The organism is Thermogladius sp., from assembly GCF_049970955.1.
Lineage (GTDB): Archaea > Thermoproteota > Thermoprotei_A > Sulfolobales > Desulfurococcaceae > Thermogladius.
In genome coordinates, this window is sequence record NZ_JBMFLY010000097.1 from 1 (window position 1) to 2,567 (window position 2,567).

Annotated in this window: 1 protein-coding gene; it reads right to left on the reverse strand. The window is 55.9% G+C overall.

Annotation, left to right across the window (positions count from 1 at the left end; all coding sequences use genetic code 11):
* A partial coding sequence (locus ACP5VX_RS06930) for an Eco57I restriction-modification methylase domain-containing protein (RefSeq protein ID WP_428725150.1) occupies positions 1–2,396 on the reverse strand: 2,396 nt, incomplete at its 3' end.
* Between the last annotated feature and the right edge of the window lie 171 nt (positions 2,397–2,567).

Here is a 2,567-nt window from a genome sequence, read left to right on the forward strand (position 1 = left end):
TACGGGAGTATCCTCTCGGTTACCTGCATCCACGGGCTCGACGCGTCGCCTTCCACGACGGGTACCATAACCGCGTCGAGCCTGTCCGTAACCCTCACGACCTCTTCGAGGGGCGTATCGGTTGGTACGGGTCCACCCAGCTTGTTGACCCAGATGACGTGCTTGACCTTCTTGTTCTCCCTCAAGACCTCGCTCGCCTGCGGGCACTTCTCCGAGCCGATGTCCTTCAGCTCGCAGAACTTCTCTACGACTACGGCGGACGTCCTGTTCACCGCCCCCTCAAACGGGTACAGGGTCACCATGTCGTGGATCTCGACGACCCTGGACTTAGTCGCTAGGAACCTCCTGAACCCGGCGCCCGCCTGCGTCTTGAACACAGTGAACGGCATGAGGAAGCCGAGCCTGCCGCCGGGCTTCAGGTACAGGTCGAAGCACCTCGCCAAGAAGAGCATCGCTAAGTCTCGCTTGAACCCGCCAGCGCCTGCCCCAACGAGACCGTATGTGTTCTCCCATAGCGGCTTGGTTATCTTCCTATACTCGTCGGGCAGGTTCTCCCATCTTACCCACGGCGGGTTGCCGACTACGTAGTCGAACTTCCCCTTTAGCATTGGCGCAAACGCGTTTCTTATTATCGAGACCCAGACGTCGTTCTTACCTTCTTTCTCTAGTTTGAGGAGCGTCTCGTAGAGCTTGCCAAGGACTTCTACCTCGGCGTCCGATAAGTCTCTAAACTCGTGTTTAACCCTGTTCTTGAAGTCCTCCACCGAGTAATTGCTGTTAAGCCCGCCTACTATCTCGCCCAATACCCTCGGGAGGAGGCCCTTCTCTACGACGCTCACGGGTAGCTGGAACTCCCCTGCGACCGTCTTCAACACGTACACGTTCGCGGTGAGCGTCGCCCTCTTTTCAACCATTATGGAGTCCGCCAAGTACACGGGTATCTCTATACTGCCCCTCCGGGGCAGGTCGGCTATCATGAGCAGGTAGTTCGTCCTAGCAGCGAGCACGGCTAGGGGGTTTAGGTCGTAACCGACGACGTTCTCGAGCAGGTAGTCCAGCATCACGTCTTCTAGGAAATGCTCTCTAGCGTAGTCCCTGAGCCTAGCAATGTACCTGACGAGGAAAGTCCCCGAGCCGCAAGCCGGGTCTAGAACCCTTATCTCGAGCGGTCTCAGGCTGTCCTCGGAGCCGAGCTCCTTTAGCCTATCCCTCGACAGCCCCACCCTGTCCAGCAGGAAGTCCGCCAGCCAGTCGGGGGTGTAGTACTCCCCGAGGTTGTGTCTTATGTCCTCCGGTACCAGGTGCTGGTAGAGCCTCTTCAGGAGATCCCTAGCTGACTCCGGCTCGAGCTGAGGGGTGGCCGGCTCGTAATTTGCTAGCTTCCTGGCTATCTCGGCCAGCACATCTGCCAATTTCTGATCTAGCTCCTCCAGGTACCAGGAGAAGTAGTCGCCCTCCAGGAAATTCTCTATACCGAACTGCTTGAAGATGCCGCCGCTCTCAAGTTTCGCGAGGGCCTTTCTGAGGGCTTGAGCACCGCCTCCTGTGTAGGCGTCGTCCAGCTCCGCTATGTAAGACTTGTAGAACCTGCCACCGCCGTACAAGTACACCACCTCGGCAGCCAGGAGCTTGAGTATCAGGGCGTAGTAGGTCTGCACTGCGAACAAGAGCTTGTCGTAGTCCACCTCTCCGGTTAGACCGTACTCTCTGGCGAGCCTGGGGAGCTCCTCGAGCCTCTCAGCGCTGTAGCCTGTCGCCTGCTTGAACAGCCTGAGCCAGTCCTCGAAAAGCACCTTCGTCTTCTCGCTTTTCGGCTTGAGCAACTTCTCGTAGAGCACTCTAACGGAGCGGGCGGTCAGATCGGACTTCGGGCCGAAGTCGTCCAGTAGCAGGTCTACTCTGAGGGCCTTTCTCCTCAGACCCCTTATGGCCTCAATGAGCTTTATTACGCTCTCCCTAGTTATCTCGTACGGTCCCCTGAGGATCCACGCTCTTCCTGCCTTGTTATACCTCACAAAGGCTATCTTGTCGCTTATTATCACCCCAAGGTACCTGTCCCACTCGGCTTCCGACGAGGCCTCCTGCTGAATATACTTTATGACCTGCTCCTTCGCCCTAGCGATGTCTGCTTCTGAGGAGAGCCTACCAGGGGCTTTATACTCTATTATGACGTGCCCGTAGAGGGCGTCGACCCTAGCACCAGACACTAGCGTGTACTCGTACTTGCCGTACTGCAATACGCCCAATGGCTTTAGTATCTTCTCTTCAATGCAGTAGCTTGAGACCCATAGTCTCAGCTCTTCCTCGTTCCTAGCCTTCTTAGTATGTACCTTAAAGCAATTGACAATATCATCGATATCTAACGACGGAACCCTAATAGTCCCCGATGCACTCACCTTGTACCACCCTTTAAAGCCCGGGTTTTCACCCTTGGCTTTAGCCTAATTACAAACTCAGACCTCTTACCGGTAGGGCTGATACCGCTGTAGTAGTTAAACACCCCACGGCACCTCGGACACTCCAGCATCTCCACAGAATAGAACCTAAATCTCCAAGGCCCTTTGAGG